General features: G+C 73.0%; 25 protein-coding genes. 16 read left to right on the forward strand and 9 right to left on the reverse strand.

The genetic code is table 11. The annotated features are described in order from the left end of the window. Nucleotides 1-74 precede the first annotated feature (74 nt). Complete coding sequence (locus ABZ924_RS25990) at nucleotides 75-686, reverse strand: NAD(P)H-dependent oxidoreductase (protein ID WP_361914362.1); 612 nt, start codon at nucleotides 684-686, stop codon at nucleotides 75-77. Nucleotides 687-815: 129 nt separating this feature from the next. Between ABZ924_RS25990 and ABZ924_RS25995 the strand changes: the two genes are divergently transcribed. The 4 genes from ABZ924_RS25995 to ABZ924_RS26010 all read left to right on the forward strand — a co-directional run bounded on the left by ABZ924_RS25995 (nucleotide 816) and on the right by ABZ924_RS26010 (nucleotide 4,025). Beyond that, nucleotides 816-1,427: a sugar O-acetyltransferase gene (locus tag ABZ924_RS25995; RefSeq protein WP_361914365.1), complete on the forward strand. Its 612-nt coding sequence runs from the start codon at nucleotides 816-818 to the stop codon at nucleotides 1,425-1,427. Between the two features lie 65 nt (nucleotides 1,428-1,492). Then, nucleotides 1,493-2,860: a pyridoxal-dependent decarboxylase gene (locus ABZ924_RS26000; RefSeq protein WP_361914368.1), complete on the forward strand. Its 1,368-nt coding sequence runs from the start codon at nucleotides 1,493-1,495 to the stop codon at nucleotides 2,858-2,860. Between the two features lie 80 nt (nucleotides 2,861-2,940). Continuing rightward, nucleotides 2,941-3,339: a hypothetical protein gene (locus ABZ924_RS26005; protein ID WP_361914371.1), complete on the forward strand. Its 399-nt coding sequence runs from the start codon at nucleotides 2,941-2,943 to the stop codon at nucleotides 3,337-3,339. Between the two features lie 29 nt (nucleotides 3,340-3,368). Beyond that, entirely contained in the window at nucleotides 3,369-4,025 is a 657-nt protein-coding gene (locus tag ABZ924_RS26010; protein ID WP_361914374.1) for an endonuclease, read from the forward strand. Here the strand turns inward: ABZ924_RS26010 and ABZ924_RS26015 are convergent. From ABZ924_RS26015 to ABZ924_RS26030, 4 genes are all read right to left on the reverse strand, one after another. Beyond that, complete coding sequence (locus ABZ924_RS26015) at nucleotides 4,007-5,185, reverse strand: hypothetical protein (RefSeq protein ID WP_361914377.1); 1,179 nt, start codon at nucleotides 5,183-5,185, stop codon at nucleotides 4,007-4,009. The genes ABZ924_RS26010 and ABZ924_RS26015 overlap by 19 nt on opposite strands. 6 nt (nucleotides 5,186-5,191) lie before the next feature. After that, nucleotides 5,192-6,250, reverse strand: coding sequence for a radical SAM protein (locus tag ABZ924_RS26020; protein ID WP_361914379.1), 1,059 nt, complete (start codon nucleotides 6,248-6,250; stop codon nucleotides 5,192-5,194). Nucleotides 6,251-6,355: 105 nt separating this feature from the next. Further along, nucleotides 6,356-6,562 (reverse strand): hypothetical protein, encoded by a 207-nt coding sequence (locus ABZ924_RS26025; RefSeq protein WP_361914382.1) that lies wholly within the window; start codon nucleotides 6,560-6,562, stop codon nucleotides 6,356-6,358. A gap of 124 nt (nucleotides 6,563-6,686) precedes the next feature. Further along, complete coding sequence (locus ABZ924_RS26030; RefSeq protein WP_361914385.1) at nucleotides 6,687-7,283, reverse strand: TetR/AcrR family transcriptional regulator; 597 nt, start codon at nucleotides 7,281-7,283, stop codon at nucleotides 6,687-6,689. A 69-nt stretch (nucleotides 7,284-7,352) separates the two neighbouring features. Here ABZ924_RS26030 and ABZ924_RS26035 point away from each other — a divergent pair, with 69 nt between their 5' ends. Then, nucleotides 7,353-7,886, forward strand: coding sequence for an SRPBCC family protein (locus ABZ924_RS26035; protein ID WP_361914388.1), 534 nt, complete (start codon nucleotides 7,353-7,355; stop codon nucleotides 7,884-7,886). A gap of 2 nt (nucleotides 7,887-7,888) precedes the next feature. Here ABZ924_RS26035 and ABZ924_RS26040 read toward each other — a convergent pair whose 3' ends face one another. The 3 genes from ABZ924_RS26040 to ABZ924_RS26050 are packed head-to-tail and all read right to left on the reverse strand — an operon-like array spanning nucleotide 7,889 to nucleotide 11,588. Then, nucleotides 7,889-10,216 carry an FtsX-like permease family protein gene (locus tag ABZ924_RS26040; RefSeq protein WP_361914391.1) on the reverse strand — a complete coding sequence of 776 codons (2,328 nt, stop codon included), beginning with the start codon at nucleotides 10,214-10,216 and terminating at the stop codon, nucleotides 7,889-7,891. Between the two features lie 2 nt (nucleotides 10,217-10,218). Continuing rightward, nucleotides 10,219-11,085, reverse strand: coding sequence for an ABC transporter ATP-binding protein (locus tag ABZ924_RS26045; RefSeq protein ID WP_361914394.1), 867 nt, complete (start codon nucleotides 11,083-11,085; stop codon nucleotides 10,219-10,221). Next, on the reverse strand, nucleotides 11,082-11,588 hold the full coding sequence (locus ABZ924_RS26050; RefSeq protein ID WP_361914397.1) for a PadR family transcriptional regulator: 507 nt from the start codon (nucleotides 11,586-11,588) through the stop codon (nucleotides 11,082-11,084). Before ABZ924_RS26050 ends, ABZ924_RS26045 begins: the two co-directional genes overlap by 4 nt. Nucleotides 11,589-11,781: 193 nt before the next feature. Here ABZ924_RS26050 and ABZ924_RS26055 point away from each other — a divergent pair, with 193 nt between their 5' ends. The 5 genes from ABZ924_RS26055 (at nucleotide 11,782) to ABZ924_RS26075 (ending at nucleotide 18,715) form a co-directional block, all read left to right on the forward strand. Next, entirely contained in the window at nucleotides 11,782-13,074 is a 1,293-nt protein-coding gene (locus ABZ924_RS26055; protein WP_361914400.1) for an ABC transporter substrate-binding protein, read from the forward strand. 242 nt (nucleotides 13,075-13,316) lie between these two features. Beyond that, entirely contained in the window at nucleotides 13,317-14,999 is a 1,683-nt protein-coding gene (locus ABZ924_RS26060) for a glycoside hydrolase family 13 protein (RefSeq protein WP_361914402.1), read from the forward strand. An 82-nt stretch (nucleotides 15,000-15,081) separates the two neighbouring features. Further along, on the forward strand, nucleotides 15,082-16,416 hold the full coding sequence (locus ABZ924_RS26065; protein ID WP_361914405.1) for an ABC transporter substrate-binding protein: 1,335 nt from the start codon (nucleotides 15,082-15,084) through the stop codon (nucleotides 16,414-16,416). An 11-nt stretch (nucleotides 16,417-16,427) separates the two neighbouring features. Next, a complete protein-coding gene (locus ABZ924_RS26070; protein ID WP_361914407.1) occupies nucleotides 16,428-17,771 on the forward strand; it encodes an ABC transporter permease subunit in 1,344 nt (447 codons plus the stop codon). Then, nucleotides 17,768-18,715, forward strand: coding sequence for a carbohydrate ABC transporter permease (locus ABZ924_RS26075; protein ID WP_361914410.1), 948 nt, complete (start codon nucleotides 17,768-17,770; stop codon nucleotides 18,713-18,715). Before ABZ924_RS26070 ends, ABZ924_RS26075 begins: the two co-directional genes overlap by 4 nt. A gap of 1 nt (nucleotide 18,716) precedes the next feature. On the opposite strand, the gene ABZ924_RS26080 is transcribed toward ABZ924_RS26075, so the two are convergent. Next, complete coding sequence (locus tag ABZ924_RS26080; RefSeq protein ID WP_361914413.1) at nucleotides 18,717-19,343, reverse strand: TetR/AcrR family transcriptional regulator C-terminal domain-containing protein; 627 nt, start codon at nucleotides 19,341-19,343, stop codon at nucleotides 18,717-18,719. A gap of 95 nt (nucleotides 19,344-19,438) precedes the next feature. On the opposite strand from ABZ924_RS26080, the gene ABZ924_RS26085 reads away from it, so the two are divergent. The 6 genes from ABZ924_RS26085 to ABZ924_RS26110 all read left to right on the forward strand — a co-directional run bounded on the left by ABZ924_RS26085 (nucleotide 19,439) and on the right by ABZ924_RS26110 (nucleotide 24,450). Continuing rightward, nucleotides 19,439-20,107: a hypothetical protein gene (locus ABZ924_RS26085; protein WP_361914416.1), complete on the forward strand. Its 669-nt coding sequence runs from the start codon at nucleotides 19,439-19,441 to the stop codon at nucleotides 20,105-20,107. A 157-nt stretch (nucleotides 20,108-20,264) separates the two neighbouring features. After that, nucleotides 20,265-21,377, forward strand: coding sequence for a substrate-binding domain-containing protein (locus ABZ924_RS26090; RefSeq protein ID WP_361914418.1), 1,113 nt, complete (start codon nucleotides 20,265-20,267; stop codon nucleotides 21,375-21,377). A 159-nt stretch (nucleotides 21,378-21,536) separates the two neighbouring features. Further along, nucleotides 21,537-22,250 carry a response regulator transcription factor gene (locus tag ABZ924_RS26095; protein WP_361914421.1) on the forward strand — a complete coding sequence of 238 codons (714 nt, stop codon included), beginning with the start codon at nucleotides 21,537-21,539 and terminating at the stop codon, nucleotides 22,248-22,250. Continuing rightward, nucleotides 22,247-23,692, forward strand: coding sequence for a HAMP domain-containing sensor histidine kinase (locus ABZ924_RS26100; RefSeq protein ID WP_361914424.1), 1,446 nt, complete (start codon nucleotides 22,247-22,249; stop codon nucleotides 23,690-23,692). Before ABZ924_RS26095 ends, ABZ924_RS26100 begins: the two co-directional genes overlap by 4 nt. A gap of 141 nt (nucleotides 23,693-23,833) precedes the next feature. After that, entirely contained in the window at nucleotides 23,834-24,241 is a 408-nt protein-coding gene (locus ABZ924_RS26105; RefSeq protein WP_361914426.1) for a hypothetical protein, read from the forward strand. Then, entirely contained in the window at nucleotides 24,238-24,450 is a 213-nt protein-coding gene (locus tag ABZ924_RS26110; RefSeq protein WP_361914429.1) for a hypothetical protein, read from the forward strand. The genes ABZ924_RS26105 and ABZ924_RS26110 overlap by 4 nt, the downstream gene beginning before the upstream one ends. The last annotated feature ends 79 nt before the right edge of the window (nucleotides 24,451-24,529 follow it).

Consider the following 24,529-nt stretch of genomic DNA (forward strand, 5'->3'; position numbering starts at 1 on the left):
TCCGGCCCCTCCTGCCGCGGAGCCATCCGGCAGGAGGGGCCTTCGCCGTATTCGGCGCCAACTGCCCGCGCCCCTCAGCCGGATACCAGCTCCGCGGCGAGGCGGCGGGCCTCTGCCAGCCAGGCCGCGCGCTGCGCTTCAGAGGAGTCGGTGACGGTACGGAAGACCCGGCGCCGGACGTCGGCCGCTCCGACGTAGGGCAGCACGCACGCCGACCAGATGCGCTCCAGCGGATCCCCGAACTCGCCCGCCTCGCGTTCGGCGGGAGTGTCGGAGGTGTTCAGCACCAGGGCCCGGCCGGCCCGCAGCAGCCCGGCGGGTTCCCCGTCGGCCGTGCCGAGCTTGTAGGCCACGCCCGGCACCAGTACCCGCTGGATCCAGCCCGCCAGGACCGCCGGGGGCATGCCCCACCAGTTGGGGTGGACGAACACCAGGGCGTCCAGCCCGGCCACCTCCCGGCGGTGCACCGCCACCTGCCCGTCGGCCGCGGCGCCCGCGTCCTCGACCGTCCCGGTCTCCGCGGCGGTCAGAGCGGGCGGGAACCCCTCCGCGCACAGATCGTGCGCGACGACCTCGCAGCCGTGCGCCGCCAGTTCCTCCGTCACGGCCGCGAACAACGCGTGGTTGAAACTCCCCGCCCTGGGATGTGCCAGGTACGCGCCGACCCTCATCCGCTTCCCGCTCATCCGCTTCCCCCTCTTCCGCGGCCCACCGCCCGGCGGCGCGGGCCGGTTCCTGCGCGCCCGCGCCTCCTTGACGCGCGGGGCGGTCCTGGGCGAGCGTACGCGCAGGCGCCCGGCGAGCGGAGGTCACCCGTGGGCGAGAACAAGCGGCGCATGCTGGCCGGCGACTGGTACCTCCCGGACGATCCCGAGCTCGCCGCCGAGACCCTGCGCCGCACCGAGCTCTGCGCGCAGTACAACGCCCCGGGACCGCTCTCGCCCGAGGAGCGGGACGCCCTCCTGCGGCAGCTGCTCGGCTCGGTGGGCGAGGGGGTCCGGATCCGGCCGCCCTTCCATTGCGATTTCGGCCGGTACATCCGGATCGGCGCCGGTACGTTCGTCAACTTCAACGCGGTCTTCCTCGACACCGCCCCGATCACTGTCGGCGCGGACGTCCAGATCGGACCGAACGTCCAGCTGCTGACGCCCGTGCACGCCCTCGACCCCGGGCTCAGGCGGGCCGGCTGGGAGCGCGGCCTGCCGGTGACCGTGGGGGACAACGTCTGGCTGGGCGGCGGTGTCATCGTCTGCCCCGGCGTCACCATCGGCGAGGACACCGTGGTCGGTGCCGGATCGGTGGTCGTCAAGGACCTCCCGCCCGGAGTGCTGGCCGTCGGGAACCCCGCCCGGACCGTCCGCGCCCTCGGCCCCGACGAGTCGGGGCCGGGCCGCCCGGCGCGGGGCGGTGCGGCACCGGGACCCTGACGGCTTGCGGGGGCGCGGCGCCTGTCCCCTTGCGGGGGCGCGGCGCCTGTCCCATAGTCCGAGGTATGGACGCGCGCGAGGCCGCGCTCCGGCAGGCGTACGACCACGCCCTGCGCTGGCTGGCCAGCCTGTCCGACCGCCCGGTCCCCGCCCGCGCTGCGGTCGACGAGATCGTACGCGCGCTCGGCACCCGACTGCCCGACGGCCCGAGCGCCCCCGCCGAGGTCGTCGACCTGCTGGCCACCGCCTGCGAACCCGGGCTCACCGCCTTTCCCAGCGGCCGCTTCCACGGGTTCGTGGTCGGCGGCACGGAACCGGCCGCGCTGGCCGCGGACTGGCTGGTCAGCGCCTGGGACCAGAACTGCGTGATGCGCGCCGCCTCGCCGGCCTACTCGGCCGTGGAGGACATAGCCGGCGCCTGGCTGCTCGACCTGCTCGGCCTGCCCGGCGGCAGCGCCGTCGGCTTCACCACGGGCGCGACGATGGCGAACTTCACCTGCCTCGCCGCCGGACGCGACGCGGTGCTGGCCCGCGCCGGCTGGAACGCCGCCCGCGACGGGCTCGCCGGTGCGCCGGCCGTGCGCGCCGTCGCGGGCCGGGACCGGCACATGGCCATCGACCTGGCGCTGCGCTACCTGGGCCTCGGCGCACCGGAGACGGTGCCGGCGGACGACCAGGGCCGCATCGAACCGGCGGCCCTGCGGCGCACCCTCGCGGCCGGGGCCGGGCGCGGCCCCACGCTGGTGGTCCTCCAGGCGGGGGAGATCCACACCGGGGCCTTCGACCCCTTCGCCGAGGCCATCAGCGCCGCGCGCGAGGCGGGCGCGTGGGTGCACGTCGACGGCGCCTTCGGTCTCTGGGCAGCCGCCTCCCCGGCCCTCGCCGGCCTGGTGGCCGGCTGCGCGGACGCCGACTCGTGGGCCACCGACGCCCACAAGACCCTGAACGTCCCCTACGACTGCGGGCTCGCGATCGTGCGCGACGCGGCCGCGGTCCGGGCGGCGATGGGCCTGCGCGGCGACTACCTCATCCAGGCCGACGAGGGCGACCCCATCGACAAGGTGCCCGAGCTCTCCCGGCGCGGCAGGGCCTTCACCGTGTGGGCCGCGCTGCGGTCCCTCGGCCGTTCGGGCGTGGCAGACCTGGTGGAGCGGCTGTGCCGGCACGCCCGTACCTTCGCCGCCGGCATCGCGGAGATCGACGGCGCCACGGTCCTGGGCGACGTCGTCTTCACCCAGGTGTGCGCCGAGTTCGGCAGCGAGGTCCGCACGGAGCGGGTACTGGCCCGGCTGCTGGAGGACGGCACCACGTGGATCAGCGGCTCCACGTGGCAGGGCCGGCGCGTCATGCGGATCTCGGTGAGCAACTGGTCGACGACGGACGAGGACGTCCGGCGGGCGCTCGACGCGATCCGGCGTGCCGCGGCCGTCTGAAGCGCGCAGGAGTCGGATGCCGCCGAGCGGGTAGGCGCGGGCCGTAGGAGAGGGGGCCGGTTCACGGAAGGACGTGCGCCATGCTGGTGCTGGGTTTGCTGCTCTTGGGGGTGACCGGGGCCTTCATCGGGCTGCTGGTCGCGGACAACACCGACGGCCCGGTGTACCACGCGACGATCCTCGGGCAGGGGATCGCCACCGTGAACAGCCTGGCCGTCTTCCTCGCCGGGATCGCGCTGACGCTGATCCTCGGCCTCTCCATCGCCATGATCATGGCAGGTGCCGCCCGGGCGCGCCGGCGTAGGCAACTCCTGCGGGGCGGCCGCCGGCCGGGGCCCGAACCGTACGAGGCGCACGGACGCGGCGACCTGCACGATGAGCGGCCGGACGCACCGGCGGAGCCGCGGAACGAGGGCGACACGGACGAGGCGGCAGCCGGGAGCCGGCGCTCCCGCAGGCGCCTGCGCTTCGGGCACTGAGGCGCCGGACGGAGGACGGAGGGCTTGCGATGGGGACCGCCGAGGTGACCGCCGCGCTGCTGCGCGAGCACGGGCGGACCTACGCCGACGAAGCCGGGATCACCCTGCGCGACAAGCCCGCCCCGCTGTACCAGCTCCTGGTGCTCACGGTCCTGTGCTCCATCCGGATCAGGGCGGAGACGGCCACCGCCGCCGCCCGGGAGCTGTTCGCGGCCGGACTGCGCACGCCCCGGGCGATGGCCGGATCCCGCTGGCAGGACCGCGTGGACGCCCTCGGGCGGGCGCACTACGTCCGGTACGACGAGAGCACCGCCACCGCCCTCGGCGAGGGCGCCGAGCTGGTGCTCGACCACTTCCACGGCGACCTGCGAAGACTCCGCGAGGCCGCTGCCGGCGACACCGCCCAGCTGCGCGCGCTCGTGCAGGAGGTGCCGAGGATCGGGCCGGTGGGCGCGGACATCTTCTGCCGGGAGGCCCAGGCCGTGTGGCCGGAGCTGCGCCCGTTCTTCGACGAGCGCTCCTGCGCGACCGCCGCCGACCTCGGGCTCCCGCACACGCCGGAAGGCCTCGGGAAGCTGGTACCGCCGAAGGACCACGCCCGGCTGGCGGCGGCCCTCGTACGGGTGAGCCTTTCCAAGGAGGCGGCGCAGGCCCTGAGGGACGGGCTTCAGACTGCGGGCACGTAGGGCCCGACTCGCGTGGCCGCCGCTTCCGCCGACACGATCAATGCGCGGAGGGACGGGTGATCGAGGGCGGCGGCCGCGCCCCGCCTCCGGCGCACCTCGGCATACAGGGACGATGCGAGGAGATCCTCTCGCGCGGCTCGCCACTGACTCGCGGAAGCGTGTTCCGGAGCCAGTTGCACCGCGCCCTCGAGGAAGTCCAGGAACAGGGGTTCGTCCATGTGCTCATGGCACGCCCTCATCCCGCGCAGGTGTACCGCGAGCGCGTAATGCGGTTCTCCGAGCCGCTCGAGGAGGTATGCCAACTGCTTCAGCTGGCGGAGGAAGGTGGCGGGTTCGTCAGACGGAACGTCCGACTGCGTCACGAAAGCCGCAAGGCCGGTCGCGAGTCGTCGCGCGTCTTCCGACCGCCGCAGGCTGGTCGCGGCAGCGATCCGGTGCAGGAGGAACGCGATCTCCCCGGACGTCGTCGCAGGTCCAGCCCGGGCCACCGACTGGAGTGCGTCCTCTGCTCGGCCGGAGCGGAGGAGGGCGATGATCTCACCTTCGACGATGTACTGGTACGTCTCCGGCGGTGCCGCCTCACGAAGGGCGACCGTTGAGGACAGTATGCGGTCCGGGTCACCGGATCGCAGATGGGCCTTCAGCTGGTCCAGCACGAAGACGTTCCAGAGGACTTCGGGCAGGTCCGGTTCGGCAGCCACCAGCGGCTGCCACATCTCGGCGTGAATGCGGCACGGGCCGAGACGCGCGGGTTCCCGGTCGCGCACATGCTCGGCGAGGCGGAAGTGGGGAAGGGATTCTTCGATTCTCCCGGTCAGTACGCGGAGCCGCCCGAGGTTGATCCACGGCTGCACGGCGCTTCCCAGAACGGATACGTCTCCTGATTCCGATGCCAACCGTGCCAGCCAGGCCAACTGGGTGCGGCAGAGTCGCTCGGCGGAACCGAGGTCGCCGGCGTTGGCCAACACGAGAGCGGCCAGGTTCATATGTGCCGCGGCCGATTTCACGTGACTTCGGTTCCATCCGTCACGACCGATGGACTCCAGGCCGGAGGAAAGGTCACCCGCCCAGACGTCGAGGGGCGTCCGGAGCTGACGCTCACAGTCGGTCATGAAGTCGACGTTGACCGTACCGTCCTGCTGGCGACGTGTTCTGTCCATGTACACCTACGTGTCCGATACGAGCCGGGTGGGGCCGAGCTGAAGGGGCGCGCTTCCCGTTCCGGGGAGCCCGTCCGCAGGACAGCTCAGGACATCCCAATCGCGGCTTTCCCATCCGCGCAGCCAGGTGCGGAAACGGTGGTTGTCGATGTCCACCGTGCCGTCCGGATTGATCTTCCCCACGGCGTTCCGCGGGTCGGTCAGTGCGACGGTGCACTTTCCGACGATGCCGTTGGCGCGGATCATCAGCGAGTTGGGGCGGGAGGCGTAGCAGACCTCGGGCGTCGGATGGATGGGGAGTCTGCTTCCCTCGGGCGAAACGATCCCCTCCAGATTCTCCAGGATGGCCGGCCAGCTGTCGTGACTGATCACTTCCATTTCTCCGTCACGCGGACCGCCGAGTCGCTCCACTGGCTTGAGGAGGACGGAGAACCGCGAGTCACCCAGGAAAACCTCCCGGATTTCGGTCAAGAAGTCCGGCATCGAGTGCACATTGGCCGGGGTCACGTGCACCCGGAGCACGACACCGACCGGTAGATCGCTGTCGCGGATCGCCAACAGGTTCTCCCAGATCCGGTGAAAAGATCCAGCACCGTTTGCCTGCACGCGCGTCCGGTCATGCAGGGGCTGCGGTCCGTCGAGCGACACCTGGTGTTCGCTGATCCCCAGCCGACTCAAGTGCTCCGCAGTCGAACGGTCGAGCAAATAGGCGTTGGTCGTCATGTCGGCCGAATACGTCAGGTCCGGCATCATGGCCGCGCGCTCGATGATATGAGTGGAGATGTCCTCGATCACCGGCAGGGCCAACAGTGGCTCTCCGCCGAACCACGAGACGGAGAGGGAGCGCAGGCCGTCGATGCGCCGGTCGATCAGGCGCTTGACGCCCTCGACGACCTGAGGCCCCATCCTGCCGATCGAGAAGTCTTCGTAGCAGTACGTGCATCTGAAGTTGCATTTCTCCGTGGGCAGCAGAATGAGGTGCAGGCTGTCATCGCGCAGCGAAGAAGTGAGCTCGTCTGCAAAGAGCTTCGCGCTTTTGCTGTGGGATTTCCTGCTGCTGTTCACTGCACTCCCTCTTCGCGTGGGTGCATCGGAAATGCCGTCGCGCTGAGAACCGGTACTCGCGTCCGGGTCTCAGCGCTCAGGCCCGAGATGGCCCCGAGTTCGACGTCACTTCGGACGGCACCGCGAACCGTTGGGCCTGCATCCCTGGTTGCATGACCTATTGGTCGGGCCCGCCTTGGCCGTATCGCTGACGGCCTCCGAGATCCTCCTGGCGACCTCCGGATTCTCTACGGAGACTCGGCCTTCCTCGTCGACGCTGATGTCCTCGGCGGTCAGTCCGGCCAAGGCCTCCGAAAGGCTCTTGTCGGCCACGTCTCTCTCCTTCCGACGTCGGAGCTACAGCCAAAACGCTAGGTCGGCTCCACACGGCCGGCGACGCGGATTGGGCCGTCGGGGTCGTCCCTCCGCTGGGGTTCTTGCACCGCGACGACAACTCCTAGCCGTTGGGTGCCAGCAATGCGGTCGTGCACGCCTCCGTGAGGTCCTCGGCGTGTGGGGGCAGGGGCGTGCCGGCGCGCAGGTGGCGGCGGACCACGGACAGCGGCAGGTCGATCAGGGCCAGGGCCACCCGGTCCCGGCCCTGCGCGTCCCCGGCCGGAACCCCGAGGGCCCCGGCGAGGCCGGCCAGGGAGGCGAACACCCGGGCGTTGCCCGCGTCCGCGCGGCGCCGGTGCTCCTCGGACCAGTCGGCGCGGCCGAAGTCCGCCGCGCCGTAGAGGAGGAGCGCGGCTTCCTCAGGATGCTCCCGGCTCCAGGTCACCACATACCGGGCGGCCGAGCAGGCGGCCCGCCGGGGCTCGGCGTCGCCGTCGAGGACGGCGAAATAGCCCTCCTGGAAGCGCTCCACGGTCCGCAGCCACACCTCGGCGAGGAGCGCCGGGCGGCCGGCGAAGCGGTGGTAGACCGAACCGCTCGGCGCGCCGACGGCCTTGGCGACCGCCGACATGGTCACGGCGGCCGGTCCGCCGGCGGCGGTGAGGCGCACGGCGGCGTCGAGGAGGAGATCGGAATCGAAGCGGGGTGGTCTCGCCATGAAACAGAGAGTACCCTCCAATTTATTGGAGAGAGCTCTCCAAAACTCGGGAAGCGGAAGGGAGGACGCATGGGCGTCCACAACGTGCACGAGCGCCTGCTGCCCGCGACGGAGGACGAGGTCGGGGCCCTCCTCGACGGCCTCGCGAGCGGGGACGGCGACCGGCTGTGGCCGGGCGGGGCCTGGGCCCCCATGGAGTTCGACCGACCGCTGGCCGTCGGCGCGGCGGGCGGGCACGGGCCGGTGCGCTACACCGTGGCCGGGTACGCGCCGGGACGCTGGATCCGCTTCGCCTTCACCGGGCCGCGGGGCTTCCACGGCTTCCACGAACTGGCCGTACTGCCCGCCGGCCCGGAGCACACCGTGCTCCACCACACCCTCACCATGACCACCGGTGGCCCGGCCCGCCTCACCTGGCCGCTGCTCTGGCGCCCGATGCACGACGCCCTCCTGGAGGACGCCCTCGACCGCGCGGAACTCTCCTGCACCGGCACGGTGTCCCGACCGGCCCGCTGGTCACCGTACGTCCGCCTGCTGCGCGCGCTGGGCCGGCGCGTCCTGCGCACCCGACGCCGGCCGGCCACCGGGCCCGCGGCTGCGTAGGTTCAGAAGGTCTCGTTCAGGGAGTCCGCCGGGCGGCTGCGCGCCGCCCGCGTCGCCGGCAGGGCCGCGGCCGCCACCGCGCCCAGGACCGCCCCGAGGACCAGCGCGGACAGCGCGGGCAGGGGCGGCAGGTGGGCGATGCCCGCACCGATCCCGCTCGAGGCGCCCTGCCGGTCCACGAGCCAGCGACCGGACAGCGCTCCCGCCGCCGTGCCCACCACGGCGGCCACGAGCGCGGTGAGCCCCGCGGCCGTCACGATCACCGCCCCGATCTGCCGGGGTGTCAGCCCGATCGCCTTCAGCGCGAGCAGGTCCCGGCCCCGCTCGCGTACGCCGGTGCCGATCAGCGTCAGCAGCTCGGTCAGCCCGATCAGCGCCAGCACCCCGATCAGGGCGGCGATCACCGCGCGGGCGGGCTCCAGCCGGTCCGCCGGATTGGGCGTCTCCCGGATCTCCAGCGCGCCGCCCGCCGCCCCGGCAAGCCTGCTGCTGACGGCCCGCGGGTCCGCGCCCTCGCGCAGCTCCACGGCGTGGAAGCCGGTCCGCAGCTGCGGATCGCCCTCGCGCAGTGCGTCGAGCGTCGTGGTGATGACGCGGCCGCCGGACTCGGGTTCGATGGTGCGGCCGACGAGGTGCAGGATCTGGGGGCGTCCCTCGACGGTCATCCGCACCCAGTCCCCGACCCGGACCCCGAGCAGATCCAGCAGCCCCTGCCCGGCCACGGCCTCGTCGGGCCCCTCGACCGCGCGCCCCTCCACCACCGCGGAGGGGTACGGGCGCCCGGCCGTGCCCAGCCCGCGGAGGGCGATGGTGCCGGTCTGGCCCGGTACGAGCGCCGCCGTCTCCGCGCCCGGATGGACCGCGGCCACGCCAGGGACCGCCGCAAGGGTCTTCTCCAGCTCCGCGTCCGAAGGCCCGGCCGGCTGCTCCGCCCGTACGGTCAGTGCCGCGGGCAGCCCCATGGCGGCGGGCCGGCTGCGGAACTGGTCCAGCGTCGACCACGACACGAGCGCGACGGTGATGAGCGCCAGCGGCAGGGCCAGCCGGAGCACCGCAGCCGGCGTCCTGCCGCGGCGGTGGAACGCGGCACGCCACCCCAGGACGAGGGCGGGGGAGATCCGCATCCCGAGGGCCCGCCTGCCGAGCGCGGTCAGCGGCGCGGCGGACGGCAGCGCCGCCCGGGCCACCGGCACCGGTGGGACGCGTCCGGCCCGCCAGGCGGCGAGCCCGGTGGCCGCCGCGATCAGCAGCAGCGCCCCGCAGGGGACGCCGACCATCAGCGCACCGTGGCCGGGCAGGCCCTGCCACAGCGCCGCCGCCTCCCCGATCCGCCCCGGTATCCGCGAGCCCAGCAGGGCGATCGCGGCGGTGCCGAGGGCCACGCCGAGGAGCGCGAAGGCCAGGTGCTGTACGAGGAAGCCGCGCACGACCTGGCCGGGCGTGAAGCCGATGGCCTTGAGGACGGCGATGTCCCTCAGCTGGCCGCGGACGCGGGCGGCGATCGCGCCGGATGCGGCGAGAGCCGCCGCGAGGAGCGCCCCGAGCCCGAACACGGCGAACATCTGCCCCAGGAGCCGGTCGTCGCCGCCGGCCTCGGCCCGCGCCTGCCGCCACGTGGTGACCCGGGCGACCCGGTCGGCACCGAGGACGGTCACGGCCCGCTGCACGAGGTAGTCGGTGTCCTGCGGATCGGCCAGGCGCAGCCCCACGCTCTGGCCGGTGTCCCCGTGGGCGATCGCGTCGAGGGCGGCGGCGGGCACCCAGCCGATGCCCGGGGCGCCGCCCGGCTGGTAGCGGGGCTCGGCCGCCTCCGCGATGCCGCTCACCCGCAGGGCGTGCAGGGCGCCGTCCGGCCCGGTGACGTGCACCGTGTCGCCCGGCTCGGCCCACAGCGCCCCGGCGACGGAACGTTCCAGCACCACGGTTCCGGCCTCGGGGGCCCCGCCGTCGCCCGGGCCGAGCCAGCTGCCCGCGGTGAGGAGCGGCCGCCCCGTCTGCGGAGGCTCGGCCGAGGCGGCGCGCAGCGTCACCCCGGCCCGCGCCCCGCGCGATTCGACGGTGGCCGCCGCCGTACGGAAGGGCCCGGAGACGGCGGTGACCCCGTCCAGGCCGGCCAGGGCGTCCGTGTGCGCCCCGCCGCGGGTGTGCAGCCAGATGTGCGCACCCCGGGACTGGTTGAAGATCCGCTGCCACGGGTGTGCGGCGTAGCTGAACAGGGCGCCGGCCAGCAGGAGCGAGGCGATGATCCCGGCGCTGGCCAGGACGACGAAGAGGGCTTCGCCGCGGTGCGCGCGGAAGTCGGCGTGCGCCCAGCGCAGCGTGGCCCGCACGGTCAGTCCTTCAGTTCCAGTACGCCGGACACGCCGCCGGCCGCCCCGCGCCGCCCGTCGCCCCGCCGCCCGCTGCCGGTCCGTCCCTCACCGGTCCGCCCGCTGCCGGTACGCCCGTCGCCGAGCGGCCGGTCGCCGAGCGGTGCGTCGTCGGCGATGCGCCCGTCGAAGAAGCTGATGACGCGGTCGGCGGCGCTGGCCATCCGGGCGTCATGGGTGACCATCACGATCGTCTGGCCGCGCTGGTGGAACCGCGAGAGCAGCCGCAGCACCTCGCGGGTGCCCTTGCTGTCGAGACTGCCGGCCGGCTCGTCGGCGAGCAGCAGGGCCGGATGGTTGACCAGCGCCCGCGCGAGCGCGACCCGCTGCTGCTCCCCGCCCGACAGCTCCCCGGGCATCGCCCGCTCGCGCCCCTCCAGGCCGAGTTCGGAGAGGAGTTCGCTGCGGGAGTCGCGGGCGGCCCTCGGGGAGGCGCCGGCGAGCAGGGCGGGCAGTTCCACGTTGTCGGCGACGGTGAGGTTCGAGACCAGGTTGAAGAACTGGAAGACGACGCCGATGCTGCGGCGCCGCAGCACCGCCCACCGCGCCTCGCTGTACCCGTCGACCCGCTGCCCGTCGAGCCACAGCTCCCCGCCGTCGGGCCGCTGGAGCCCCCCGAGCAGGTGCAGCAGCGTGGACTTGCCGGCCCCCGACGGCCCGGTGACGGCGACGAACTCGCCCGGCCGGACGGTCAGGTCGACCCCGCGCACGGCGTGCACCGGCCCGCCCTCGCCGTGGTGCGTCTTGGTCAGGCCCTCGGTGCGCACGACGGGCACGACGGGCGCCCCGGGCACGGCAGGAGCGGCGGCGGTGGTGGCGGCGTCGCTCATTCCAGCTCCTCCTGGCAGCGTTCCAGCCAGTCGAGGTCGGCCTGCAGGTGCAGCATGGCGCCCTCGATCAGCAGTTGGGAGATCTTGTTGTCGCGGTCCTCGGCCGCGGCCAGCTTCGACAGGTCCCGCATGGTGTTCAGGTACTGCCGCCGCTGCTTGTTGATCAGAGCGATCGGGTCGGCCAGACCCGACTGCGGCGCGAGGGCGAGCTTCATGAAGAACTCGTCCCGTACCCGCGGCTCCTCGGCGGTGTCCTCGAACCAGGCCAGCACGGCCTCGCGGCCGGCGTCCGTCAGCCGGTACGTGCGCTTGTTGGGCCGGCCCGACTGCTCGACGTCCTCGCCCTCGATCAGACCGCTCTTCTCCAGCCGGCCGAGGGTGACGTAGATCTGCCCGACGTTCGGCTGAGGGTACGCGGCCCCCAGGAGCTTCTCAAGGTCCTGCTTCAGCTCGTAACCATGGGCCGGGCCACGGGTGAGGAGTGCCAGGAGCGGCAGCCGCACTCGCTCCCCCTTCCTTCCCGCTCCGTAGTCAACCGTTCACCGGGCAGGGGCCGAGTCGCAGCGCCGTCCGGCCTTCCCACCTGGACCTCTAGTATCGCCCATGCCTAACGGGTATATATAGGCCCCAATGTTTCAGGGCCTCATGTTCGGCGGCCGGGTCGGCGCGCGGCCGGATCGTGCACGGGAGGAACCTATGCGGTGGATGCGTGCCGCGGGAAGAGCTCTCCTGGTCGCGGCGGTGGTGCTGGCGGGCCACGCCGGCTTCGGCGTCCGCGCCGACTCGGGAGCGGCCGACTCCGGGGCGGCCGCCTCCGCGGCGCGCGGCCCCATGACGCTCGTGACGGCCGGCGATCTCACCGGCTACCTCTCCCCCCTGCTCGACGACTGGAACCGGGGCCACCCCGGGGAGCGCGTCACCCTCGTCGAACTGCCCGAGTCGGCCGACGAGACCCGGGCCCAGATGATCAGCGAACTGCGCTCGGGCAGCCACCGCTTCGACGTGCTCAACATCGACGTGGCCTGGACCCCGGAGTTCGCCGCGGCCGGCTGGATCGCCCCGCTGGAGCGGAGGCGCTTCCCGCTGGACGCCTTCCTGCCGCCCGTGGTCGACACAGCGACCTTCGACGGCCGCCTGTACGCGGTCCCGTACGTCACCAACGCGGGCCTGCTCTACTACCGCAAGGACATCCTGGACCGGGAGGGCGAGGCGCCGCCGCGCACGTGGGCCGAACTGGCCCGCCAGGCCCGCACGCTCGCTCCCAAGTACGGGATGGACGGCTACGCCGGCCAGTTCCTGCCGTACGAAGGGCTCACCGTCAACGTCACCGAGGCCGTGCACTCGGCGGGCGGCTCCGTCCTGCGGGACGACGGCGCGCACGTGGCCGTGGACTCCGACGCCGCGCGCGCCGGCCTGCGCTTCCTCGCGGACGGCGTGCGCGACGGCTGGATCCCCCGCGAGGCGCTCGGCTACAAGGAGGAGGAGTCCCGGCGGGCGTTCCAGGAGGGCCGGCTGCTCTTCCTGCGGAACTGGCCCTACGTGTACGCCGATGCCGGCGCCGAGGGGTCCGAGGTGGCGGGGAGGTTCGGCGCCGTGCCCCTGCCCGGCCCGGACGGGCCCGGTGCCAGCGTGCTCGGCGGCTCCAACCTCGCGGTCAGCAGCCACGCCCGCCATCCCGCGTCGGCGGCCGATCTGATCGCCTACCTCACGAGCGAACCCGTCCAGCGGCAGGTCCTCACCCGGGGCGCGCTGCCGCCGGTGCGCGCCGCACTGTACGAGGACCCCGAGCTGGTCCGCGCCCACCCGTACCTGCCCACGCTGCGCCAGAGCGTGCTGTCGGCGGTGCCCCGCCCCAAGAGCCCGCGCTACGACCAGGTGAGCCTCGCCGTGCAGGCCGTGGCGCAGGACCTGCTGGCCGGGCGCCAGACGCCCGAGCAGGCGGTGGCGCGACTCACGCGCGAGCTCGCAGCCATCTCCCGCAAGGGCTGACCACACCGCTTTCGCCTCCTCCCGCCCCGGCACGCCCGAAGGGCCTCTACTTACATGTTAAGTAGAGGCCCTTTGCTTTGCATGGGGACGTCTCGGTACAAACCACCCCAGCTTTGGGCTGTTTCCAGGCACATCGTTGACACCTTCCAGTCACCCCTACTTAACATGCATGCATAACAGCGCACCTGACAGCGCACCTGATCAGGGCGCTCTCGCATTCAGCAGAAACAGGTCGACGCGAGATGCTCAGCACCCTTCCGGCCGACATCGGCCACCCCTCCCGCAACGCCACCACCCCTGACCCCTGGTGGCGCGACGCGGTGATCTACCAGGTCTACGTCCGCAGCTTCCTCGACAGCACCGGGGACGGCATCGGCGACCTGGCCGGCGTACGGGCCGGGCTCCCCTACCTCCGGAAGCTCGGTGTCGACGGCATCTGGCTCAGCCCCTTCTACCCCTCCCCGCAGCACGACCACGGCTACGACGTCGCCGACTACTGCGACGTCGACCCCGTATACGGCGACCTCGCCGAGTTCGACCGGCTGGTGGCCGACGCCCGCCGCCTCGGGCTCAAGCTGCTGCTCGACATCGTCCCCAACCACTGCTCCAGCGAGCACCCGTGGTTCCGCGAGGCGCTCGCCGCGGAGCCGGGCAGCGCCCCCCGCTCCCGGTTCCACTTCGCCCCCGGCCGCGGCCCGGACGGCGCGGAGCCGCCCAACAACTGGCGCGCCATGTTCGGCGGGCCCGCCTGGAGCCGGACCACCGGCCCCGACGGCGCCCCCGGCGAGTGGTACCTGCACCTCTTCACGCCCGAGCAGCCCGACCTGAACTGGCGCGACCCGGCCGTCGGCGACGCGTTCGAACAGGTGCTGCGCTTCTGGCTGGACCGCGGTGTCGACGGCTTCCGCATCGACGTCGCCGCCGGCCTGTTCAAGCACCCCGACCTGCCCGACTCCGACGACCCCGGCGCCGACGAACGGGCCCGTGACGCCGTCAACCAGCTCGCCTGGAACCAGCCCGAGGTGCACGGCGTGTGGCGCCGCTGGCGCGCGGTCTGCGAGGAGTACACCGCCCGCGACGGCCACGAGCGGCTGCTGGTCGGCGAGGTGTCCGTACCGACCGCACGCGAGCACGCCGAGTACGTCCGCCCCGACGAACTGCACCAGGCGTTCTTCTTCGACCTGCTCAGCGCGCCCTGGGACGCGGACGCCTTCCGCTCCACGATCACCGAGGCGATCCGCGACATCGCCGGCACCGGCTCCACCGTCACCTGGGTCCTCAACAACCACGACCAGGTCCGCACCGTCACCCGCTACGCGGGCGAGCCCGGCGTGGAGGGCAGCGGACTGGGCGCCGCCCGCGCCCGCGCCGCGGCCCTGCTGATGCTCGCCCTGCCCGGCGCCGCGTACGTCTACCAGGGCGAGGAGCTCGGCCTCCCCGAGGTCCTCGACCTGCCCGACGAGGTCCTCACCGACCCGATCTTCCACCGCACGGGCAGCCGCAAGCACATCCGTGACGGCTGCCGCGTGCCGCTGCCCTGGTCCGGGCACGCCTCCCCGTTCGGCTTCAGCCAGGGCGCGGGCGGCGCCATGCCGTGGCTGCCGCAGCCCGCCTGGTTCGCCGAGCACGCCACCGACCGCGCCGTCGCCGACACCCGCTCCTTCTGGCACCTCTACCGCGAGGGCCTCCAGCTGCGGCGCAGCCTGCCGCAGCTCGGCGACGGCACCCTGCGCTGGCTGGAAGCGCCCCCGCAGGTCCTCGCCATCGCCCGCGGCGAAGGCCTGGTCTGCGCCGTGAACTTCGGCACGGAGCCCGCACCCGCCCCGGTCGCCGGGCTCCCGCTGCTCGCCAGCGGGCCCTGCCCGGACGGTGTGCTGCCGCCGGCCACCGCCGCCTGGTGGACGGCGGACTGCCCGACCCCCTGAACCCGCCCCCGCCGGCGCGGTCCCTGCCAAGCCCCTCCGCCGCCGGTTCGCAGCTCCCGACCTCCTCGAAAGGGAACCCCTCATGCGACGACCCAGCACCACGCCCCGACGCACCGCGGCCGCCACGTCCGCAGCCCTCCTCCTCGCCCTCGCCGCCACCGCCTGCGGCGGCGGTACGACCGGACCCGCATCCGGCGGCGAACTCAGCGGCCAGACCGTGACCGTCGCCGGCGTCTGGACCGGCAGCGAGCAGAAGAACTTCAAGAAGGTCCTGGACGCCTTCACCGCGAAGACCGGCGCCAAGACGGTCTTCGTCCCCTCCGGCGACAACGTCTCCACCTTCGTCGGCAGCAAGATCGAGGGCGGCAATGCGCCCGACGTCGTGATGGTCCCCCAGGTGGGCGTCCTGCAGCAGTTCGCCAAGGCGGGCTGGCTCCAGCCCCTGTCCGACGGGGCCGCCACCACGGCCGGGTCCACCCTCGCCCCCGTGTGGAAGAACTACGGCACCGTCGACGGCACCTACTACGGCCTGTACTTCAAGGCCGCCCACAAGTCCACCGTCTGGTACGCCCCCGAGGCCTTCGCCCAGGCCGGCGTCGGCGAGCCCAAGAGCTACGCCGACCTGCTGAAGGCGGGCCGCACCCTCGCCGACTCCGGCCGCCCGGCCTTCGCGATAGCCGGCGAGGACGGCTGGACCCTCACCGACTGGTTCGAGAACATCTACCTCTCCCAGGCCGGACCGGAGAAGTACGACCAGCTCGCCCAGCACAAGCTCAAGTGGACCGACGACAGCGTCGTCAAGGCGCTGACCACCCTCGGCGAGCTGTTCAAGGACAAGCAGCTCGTCGCCGGCGGCGCCGAGACGGCCCTGCAGACCGACTTCCCCTCCTCCGTCCAGCGGGTCTTCGGCCCCGAGCCCAAGGCGGGCATGGTCTACGAGGGAGACTTCGTCGGCGGCGTCGCCAAGGACCAGTTCGGCAAGACGCCCGGCAAGGACGCCAAGTTCTTCCCGTTCCCGGCCGTCGACGGCGGCAAGGCCCCGGTCGTCAGCGGCGGCGACGCGGCCGTCGTCCTCAAGCAGGGCAAGAACACCAAGGCGGGCATGAAGCTGCTCGAATTCCTCGCGAGCCCCGAGGCGGCCGAGGTCTGGGCCGGCGCGGGCGGCTTCCTGTCCCCGAACACCAAGGTCGACCTCTCCGCGTACGGCGACGACACCGCCCGCGCCACCGCGCAGTCACTCGTCGCGGCCGGCGACTCGGTCCGCTTCGACATGTCCGACCAGGCCCCGGCCGCCTTCGGCGGCACCAAGGGCGCGGGGGAGTGGAAGCTCCTGCAGGACTTCCTGCGCGACCCCTCGGACCCGCAGGGCACGGCCGCCAAGCTCGAGGCCGAGGCCGCCAAGGCCTACGGCAACTGAGGCGGCCCACCATGGCTGACACCGCCACCGCCACCCTGACCGCCCGGGCCGCGGCGGACCCGCGGCGCCGGGCCCTGAGGAGGAAACGCCGCCTCGCGGTCGTCTTCGTCCTGCCGGCCCTGCTGCTGCTCGGTGCGCTCGTCGTCTACCCGGTCGTGTTCTCCATCGGCCGCAGCCTCTTCGACGCCAGCGGCGACCGGTTCGTCGGAGCCGGCAACTACGCGGCGATCGTCCGCGACCCGGCCACCCTCAAGGCGATCCGCAACAGCACTCTCTGGGTCGTCGTCGCCCCGACCCTCCTGACCGGCCTCGGGCTGCTGCTCGCCGTGCTCACCGAGAAGGTGCGCTGGGCGACCGCCTTCAAGCTGGTGCTCTTCCTGCCGATGGCCGTGTCGTTTCTCGCCGCGGGCATCATCTTCCGGCTCGCCTACGAGCAGAACCCGGACCGGGGCGTGCTCAACGCGGCGGTCGTCGCAGTCCACGACGCCTTCCACGACTCCGCCGCCTACCCGACAGCACGCGCCCGTGAACACCACGGGCTGGCGGGCCGGCCGGGAGGCCCGTACAGCACCGAACGCACCGTCCGCCCCGGCGGGTCGGTGAGCCTCGGCCTCGTCGGGGTGGCCCCCGAGGCCGTCCCGGCCGACGCCCGGGCCGCGGCCGCGCCGACGCCCGGCGCGGGCTCGATCACCGGCCTCGTCTACCTGGACTTCGCCCCCGGCGGCGCCGGCACCCCCGGCACGGTCGACCCGGGCGAGAAGGGCCTGCCCGGCATGACCGTCGAGGCCGTACGGGACGGGCGGGTCGCCGCGACCGCCACCGCCGCCGACGACGGATCGTTCCGCCTCACCGGACTGGCCGACGGCGAGTACACCGTCCGGCTGCCCGCCGCCAACTTCGCGGCCCCCTACCGGGGCGTGGACTGGCTCGGCCCGGCGCTGGTGACACCGGCCATCATCGGCGCGTACCTGTGGGTGTGGACCGGCTTCGCGATGGTCCTGATCGGCGCCGGCCTCTCGGCCATCCCGCGCGACGCGCTGGAGGCCGCCCGGATGGACGGCGCCAGCGAGGGCCAGATCTTCCGCAAGATCACCGTTCCGCTGCTGGCACCGGTGCTCACGGTCGTCTTCGTGACCCTGGTGATCAACGTGATGAAGGTCTTCGACCTCGTCTACATCATCGCGCCCGGACCGGTCCAGGAAGAGGCGAACGTCCTGGCCACCCGCATGTGGCTGGTCTCCTTCGGCGGCGGCAACGACCAGGGGCTGGGCAGTGCGCTCAGCGTGGTTCTCCTCCTGCTGGTGGTCCCCGCCATGGTCTTCAACATCCGGCGCTTCCGAAGGAGCGGAGCATGAGCAGCCACACCACCGTCGAGCGCGGACGGCCTCCGCGCACGGGGGCGACCAGGCCCGCCGGCCCGGGCGCGCCGGCCGTCCCTTCGCCGCCCGGACCGCGCCGCCCGCCCCGGCTGCGGCGCCTGCTCGGCAGCTCGGCCGTCCAGGCCGTACTGATCCTGGTCGCCCTGGTATGGATCACCCCTCTGGCAGGGCTGTTCCTGTCCTCGATGCGCTCCGAGCGGGACAACGCCTCCGCAGGCTGGTGGACCGCGCTTACCGACCCCTCCCGGTTGTCCCTCGACAACTACGGTGCACTGCTGAAGGATTCGGGCATCGCGGCGGCCTTCGGCAACACCGTCCTGATCTCGGTGCCCGCCACCGTCCTCGTCGTCGGCATCGCGGCACTCGCCGGATACGCCTTCGCCTGGCTGGAGTTCCCCGGCCGGGACGGCATCTTCCTGGTCGTGGTCGGGCTGCTCGTCGTCCCCGTGCAGATCGGGTTGCTGCCCGTGGCCAAACTGTTCGGCGCGATCGGGCTGTTCGGCACGATTCCGGGCGTGGTCCTCTTCCACGTCGCGTACGGTCTGCCGTTCGCCGTGTTCCTGCTGCGCAACTACTTCGCCGAGATACCGCGCGAAATGCTCGAGGCCGCCCGGATGGACGGCGGCAGCGAATGGCGGATCTTCTCCCGGCTCGTCCTGCCGCTCGGCCGGCCGGCCATCGCGAGCCTGGCCATCTTCCAGTTCCTCTGGGTCTGGAACGACATGCTCGTCGCGCTGCTCTTCGCGGACAGCGGCTCCCAGCCGCTCACGGTCGCCCTGCAGTCCCAGATCCGGCAGTTCGGCAGCAACATCGGCGTCCTCGCACCGGGGGCGTTCCTGTCCCTGGTGGTCCCGCTGATCGTCTTCTTCGCCTTCCAGCGCCACTTCGTCCAGGGCGTGATGGCCGGCTCGGTGAAGTGACTCAGGAGCGGGCGCGGGAGGCGAAGGCGGTGCACAGGAGTGCGATGCTCCGCTCGAACTTCTCGTCCTCGCTCCACCGGGGCAGCGTGGTCATGATCAGCGGGAAGCGTGCGCACAGCTCGGCGTGGAGCTCGGCCGAGACGGCGGGAACCCGGTGCTGCGTGCTCTCCTGCAGGACGAAGCCGGTGACGTGGCTCAGCAGCGTGTCGGCCGCGACCGCGCTGTCCTCGGGGGACAGGCCCGCGGTGTGGAAGGTCTCCAGGAGGCGTTCCATCAGCGACAGCCCGCCGGTGCTGAGCGCCTTCGGGCTGTCGGCCAGGAGGAGCGCGCCGCCCGGGTGTTCGCGGATGGTCCGGCGAAGGGCCGTGGCCTGCGCCGCGAGGGACTGCTGCCAGGTGGCGCCGGGCGGGAGGGCGTCCAGGGCGGCGGTGCCCGCGGCGTGGGCCCGGTGGCAGACGCGGTCGGCCATCAGGGTCAGGAGTTCGTCCTTGTTGCGCACGTGGTAGTAGAGGCTGCCCGCGTGGGCGTCCAGCCGCTCCGCCACCTGTCGCATGGACAGTCCGTGGTAGCCGGCCTGGGCGAAGACGGCCATGCCCGCGTCGACGATCCGCTCCTTGGTGAGCTTCATGGGAAAACCGTACCAGGGTTTTGAACGCCGTTTGAAAATGCGTGCTAACCTCGGCCCATCACTTTCGAACAGTGTTGGAAACGGGGGACCCGGGGATGGGCCAGCTGGTGTTCGGCATGACCACCGCCGCGCTGATGGTGCTGATGGTCAAGGTCGGTGTGGCCGCGGCGGGCGGGGGCGACTCCTTGCGCCGCGGCCCCCTCCCGTGGTCCGCCGTCGTCCTGACCGCCCTGGCAGTCGGTGGGGTGGCCCTGCAGTTGTCCTGGCCCGGCGCGATGGCGGCGCTGGACCACGACCCCGCCAAGACCGGCTGGTGGAGGGTGCTCACCTCGGTCTTCATGCAGAACGGCGGCGCCTTCGGGGCCCTGTGGAACGTGGCGACGCTCGCGCTGGTGGCCGTGCTCGCCCACCGGGTGTGGGGCGGCGGGCCCACCCTCGGCCTCTTCCTGGCCGGGGTGCTGCTGCCGGAGCACCTCGACCCGCTGCTCGGCATCGGTTCCGGCGCGGACGGCGCCACCGACCCGCGCAACTTCGCCGGCAGCTCCGGGGCCACGTACTTCCTCGCCGCGACCCTCGCCGGCCGGCTCGTGGCCGGCTCCGGCAGCGCGAAGGAGCGGGCCCTCGCGGCCGCCGTCCCGGCGCTCGGCCTCGCCATGTGGGCTGCTCAGGACAACGGTCACGGCCTGGTCGCCGGGTACGGGTTCGCCCTCGGGGCCCTCCTGTGCGCGGCCCTCTCCAGGGCGCCGCGCAAGGCCGCCGCCTGACCCAGCGGCAGGGCTTCGACTTCAAAAGTTGAAGCGCTGACGTCTTGGCAACGTTGCCATCTCGATAAGAATCCACTCCTTGACGTTGCTCAGAGTGCCCAGTTGACTGCGTCCACCTCGGCCGCACGGACACGGCCCCGTCAGGGAGGTTTATCTCATGAACACGCACATATGCCGTCGGGCCGCCGTCGCCGCCGCTGCTTCCGTCGCCCTCGCCGTTTCCCTCACGGCGTGCGGCGACTCGGACGAAGGCGATGGCAGACCCGGCGGCTCCGCTAAGGGCTACGCGGTCAAGATCGGTCTCCTGCTGCCGGAGAACCAGACCGCACGCTACGAGAAGTTCGACAAGCCGCTGATCGAGAAGGAAGTCGCCAAGCTCACGCGCGGCAGGGGCGAAGTGGTCTATGCCAACGCCAAGCAGAACGCGGCCACCCAGAGCGCCCAGGTCGACGCGATGATCACCAACAAGGTGAACGCCCTCATCATCGACGCCGTCGACTCCAAGGCCATCGCCGAATCCGTCAAGAAGGCCAAGGCCGCCGGAATCCCGGTCATCGCCTACGACCGCCTGGCCGAGGGCCCGATCGACGCGTACACCTCCTTCGACAACGAGGACGTCGGCAGGGTCCAGGGCAAGGCGCTCCTCGACGCGCTGGGCGACAAGGCCAAGGACGGCCAGATCGTCATGATGAACGGCTCGGTCACCGACCCGAACGCCAAGGGGTTCAAGACCGGCGCCCACTCCGTCCTCGACGGCAAGGTGACCGTCGGCCGGGAGTACGACACCGTCGAATGGAAGCCGGAGAACGCCCACACCAACATGACGGCCGCCCTCACGGCGCTCGGCAAGGGCAAGATCGTCGGCGTCTACTCCGCCAACGACGGCATGGCCGGCGGCATCATCACCGCCCTCAAGGCGGCCGGCGTCTCCCCCCTGCCCCCGGTCACCGGCCAGGACGCCGAACTGGCCGCCGTGCAGCGCATCGTCGCGGGCGAACAGTTCATGACCGTCTACAAGCGGTACGCGCCCGAGGCCGCCGCCGCGGCGGAGATGGCCGTCAACCTCGCCGTCGGAGAGAAGATCGACGGGATCGTCAACCAGCTCGTCGACAGCCCGACCAGCAGGGACGTGCGCTCGGTCCTCGTCCCCGGAACGGCGCTGACCAGGGACAACGTCAGGTCCACCGTGGTCGTCGACGGAGTCTGGACCGTCTCCGAGATCTGCACCGAGAAGCTCCGTGCCGCCTGCGCGGAGATCGGCCTGACGTAAGGGCGGCCTGACGTAGGGGTGGCCTCCCCGGCCGGACCCGCCTCCCCGGCCGGACCCGCCTCGGCCGGACCCGCCTTCCGGCCGGTCCGGCCGCCGTGAGAGGGTCGGCCGGGTCCCGCAGGCCCAACCGGGCGGGGACCGGGGCCGGAAGGAGACAGGGTGGCAGGCGGTACGACCACGGCAGTGGTGCTGGTGGCGGACGACGACGCCGCCATCCGGCGCTCGCTGGAGCGCGGCCTGCGCCTCAGCGGCTTCACCGTGCTCCTCGCCGAGGACGGGCCCACCGCCCTCGCCGCCCTCGCCGCCCGCCCCCCGGACGTCCTCGTCCTGGACGTCTCCATGCCCGGCCTCACCGGCACGGAGGTCTGCCGCACCCTGCGCGAGCGCGGCGACGAGACCCCGGTCCTGATGCTGTCGGCCCTGGACGAACTGGCCGACCGCGTCGCCGGGCTCCAGGCCGGCGCCGACGACTACCTCGTCAAACCCTTCGCCCTGGAGGAGCTGGTGCTCCGCCTGCACGCCCTGCTGCGGCGCAACCCGGCACGCAGCGACCGGGACGTGCTGCGCGCCGGACCACTGGAGATGGACCAGGCCACCCGCCGGGTCCGCAACGCCGGGACCGAGGTCCACCTCACCCGGCGCGAGTTCGAACTGCTCGCCACCATGGTGCGCAACGCCGACATCGTCCTGACCCGCGACCAGCTCCTGGACCGGGTGTGGGGCTACGACTTCGAAGTGCGCACCGACGCAGTCGACACCTTCGTCAGCTACCTGCGCCGCAAGCTGGAGGACGGCGGACGCCCCCGGCTGATCCACACCGTCCGCGGGGTCGGCTTCGTCCTGCGGGTGCCCGACGGCCGGGACGCCCCGTGAAACTCGCCACCCGCATCGCGCTCTCGGTCACCGTGGTCATGCCCCTGCTGGTCCTGGCCGCGGGCCTCCTCGTACTCGGCCTCGTCAGCCGCGACCTGCGCCAGCAGCAGGACGCACGGCTGCACGACCGGGCCTCCGCGGTCCTGCCCGACGTACGCGCCCTGCTCACCGCCGACCACAACGGCCGGACCAAAGCGGAGCAGAACCAGCACCGCAAGGTGCTCGGCGACGCCCTCGACACCGGGATCCGCGTCCGCAGCGGCGACGGTGCGATCGTCCTGGAAGGCGGACCGCAGCCCGCCGAGGCCGTGAAGCTGCCGGACCAGACCCCCGACGGCCCCGTCACGGTCCGCGCCAAGGGCCGTGCCTGGCGGGTGCTGAGCATGCCGGTGACCGGAGCCGCCCCCGGCAACCTGTGGCTCTACACCCCGGCCTCGGCCACCGACCCGCAGCTGGCCGTCGTACGCCGCCGCGTGCTTCTGGTGGCCCTCCTGGCCGCCCCGGTCTCAGGGCTCCTCGCGTACGGGCTGGCCCGACGGGCCACCGTCTCCGTACGCAGGCTGAGCCGCCGGGCCGCCGAACTCGACCCGGCGGCGGGGGCGGCCGCCTTCGCGGGCGCTCCCGTGAAGATCGCCGAGGTGGACGAGCTGTCCGCGGCGATCGGCCAGCTCCTCGCCCGCTACGACGAGCAGGCGGCCCGTACCGCCCAGGCGCTGGACACCGCCCGCTCCTTCTCCTCCGCCGCCTCGCACGAGCTGCGCACGCCGCTGATGAGCATGCAGACCGACCTGGACGTCCTGGCCGCCCACCCCGACCTCCCTCCCGAGGAACGCGCCGAGGTGGTCCGCGACCTGCGCAGCGACCACGCCCGGCTCCTCGAACTGCTGACCGCACTGCGGATGCTGGCCCTCGGCGACCTGGTGGAAGTCTCCGCGTTTGCCCCGCTCGACCTCGCCGAGCTGGTGGACGCGGCCGTCGGCGAGACCTCCCGCCGACACGGCGAGGCGCACTTGGACGCGGAGCTGCCGGCGGAACTCCGGGTCTTCGGCTGGGACTCAGGGCTGAAGATCATGCTGGCCAATCTGCTGCGCAACGCGGTGGTGCACGGCCACCGGCCCGGCGAGCCGCCCCGGATCACGGTCCGGCTGCGGGCCCGGGGCGGCTGCGCCGTGCTCACCGTCGACGACGAGGGGCCGGGCGTGCCGCCGGCCGAACGCGAGGCCGTCTTCCGGCGCTTCCACCACCGGCCCGGCAGCCCCGGCTCCGGCCTCGGGCTCACCCTGGTCGCCCAGCAGGCCGCCCTGCACCACGGCACCGTCACCCTCGGCGACGCGCCCGGCGGAAGGGGCGCGCGCTTCGAGGTGCGCCTGCCCCTGGCCTCCGCTGACGAGCCGACCCTGAGGCTTCCCGTGCGCCGCGACTGGATCTCCCGCGACCACTGAACGGGCCGCGGTCCGGCGCCGGTCCGGCACCCCTGGAGGGCGGATCGTGGGGTCACAAGGAATCCACAAAAACGCTCCCTAGCGTCGTGCCCGGCCGGCAGCGCTCACGCACCGGCCCGTCGCACCGAAGGGGATACCACCATGCTCCCGAACCGTAGGACCGCCGCCGCGATCGGCGCCGTCGCCCTGGCCGGAGCCCTGCTGTCGGCCGGCCCCGCGCAGGCCGACGCCTCCAAGCCGAGCCCCGCCTCCTCGGCGAAGTCCGCCCCGAAGGGCGACGGCGCGAAGGCGATCTGCAAGCACCTGCCGAAGACCGAGGCCCGCATCAGCGCCGCCCTCACCCGGCTGAACGGGGACGCCACCGTCCCGGGCTCGATCGCCCGGCTCCAGCAGCGCGTCGCCGAGGCCAAGAGCGCCGGCCACGCCGAGATCGACACGTACCTGAACGACCGCCTGACCTTCCGCAAGAGCCTGCTGCCGACGCTGACCAAGCGCCAGGAGGACCTGAAGGCCGTCTCCACCTGGTGCGCCGCCCAGGGGTCCAAGTGAGCGCCGGCCGCCGCGGCACCGCCGCCGTCGCCGCAGCCCTGGCCCTGGGCGCGGCCCTGCTGCTGACCGGCTGCGGGGGCGGCGCGGACCACCCCAAGGCGGAGCAGTCGGCGTCCGTGGACGGCCAGGCCCAGGACATGCAGGCGAAGCTGGACGCCGCCGAGAGCGCCGCCGCGCAGGCGGACGCGGACGCCTCGCAGAACAACTGACCGGCCGACCCGGTTCGTACGGCCACGGCCACGGCCACGGCCACCACGACGACGGCCCGCCCGGCATCCCCGGGCGGGC

The organism is Streptomyces sp. NPDC046876, from assembly GCF_040645035.1.
In the GTDB taxonomy this organism is placed as follows: Bacteria; Actinomycetota; Actinomycetes; order Streptomycetales; family Streptomycetaceae; genus Streptomyces.